The 788-nt window shown below is 66.4% G+C and carries 2 protein-coding genes; both read left to right on the top strand.

The window, feature by feature from the left end:
* Positions 1–128 precede the first annotated feature (128 nt).
* A complete protein-coding gene (locus INT12_RS30590; RefSeq protein ID WP_068849390.1) occupies positions 129–437 on the top strand; it encodes an NAD(P) transhydrogenase subunit alpha in 309 nt (102 codons plus the stop codon).
* A partial coding sequence (locus tag INT12_RS30585; protein WP_193059192.1) for an NAD(P)(+) transhydrogenase (Re/Si-specific) subunit beta occupies positions 434–788 on the top strand: 355 nt, incomplete at its 3' end. The genes INT12_RS30590 and INT12_RS30585, both read left to right, overlap by 4 nt.

Here is a 788-nt window from a genome sequence, read left to right as displayed (position 1 = left end):
GGGTAGCGCTCGCGCAGGGGGATACCGTGAGAACGCACCAGCGCGGCATCGGTTGACCGCCCTGCAGAACGGTTCAGCGCATGGTTATGATGCAGGGGACGGGATGACCGCCGGGAAGAGGGACAGCAATGAGCGACGGGTTCGTGGCGTTGTATATCTTCATGCTGGCTGCGATCGCAGGCCACGTGATCATTTCGCGGGTGCCGGTGATCCTGCATACCCCCCTGATGTCCGGGTCCAACTTCATCCACGGCATCGTGCTGATCGGCGCCATGGTGGTGCTGGGCCACGCGCAGACCCCGCTGGAAAAGATCATCGGCTTCATCGCCGTGGTGCTCGGCGCGGGCAATGCCGCCGGTGGCTACGTGGTGACCGAACGCATGCTGGACATGTTCAAGCCCAGCCAGAAGCGCGATGCCGGGGAGAAGGCGCCTTGAACGTCACCACCGCGCAACTGCTGCAGTGGCTGGTGCAGGTGAGCTACCTGGTCGCCGCCACCCTGTTCCTGCTCGGCCTGCAGCGCATGGCCTCGCCGATGACCGCACGCAGCGGCATCCGCTGGGCCGGCCTGGGCATGCTGATCGCCACGGTGGCGACCTTCTTCCTGCCCGACCTGCACAACGTGCCGCTGATCCTGGCCGCAGTGGCGATCGGTACGGGCGTGGCGTGGTGGTCGGCCAAACGCGTGGCCATCACCGACATGCCGCAGATGGTGGCGCTGTACAACGGCATGGGCGGCGGTTCGGCCGCTGCGATCGGCGCGGTGGAACTGCTGCGCTTCGCGTTCC

The organism is Pseudomonas sp. K8 (genome assembly GCF_014889455.1).
Classification (GTDB): domain Bacteria; phylum Pseudomonadota; class Gammaproteobacteria; order Pseudomonadales; family Pseudomonadaceae; genus Aquipseudomonas; species Aquipseudomonas veronii.
The sequence above is the reverse complement of the archived record's forward strand: the minus strand, read 5'-3'. Positions and strand labels throughout refer to the sequence as shown.

What these genes read in the sequence shown, in the direction of transcription:
- INT12_RS30590 (WP_068849390.1), top strand. Translation starts at nt 129, where the DNA reads ATGAGCGACGGGTTCGTGGCGTTGTATATCTTCATGCTGGCTGCGATC.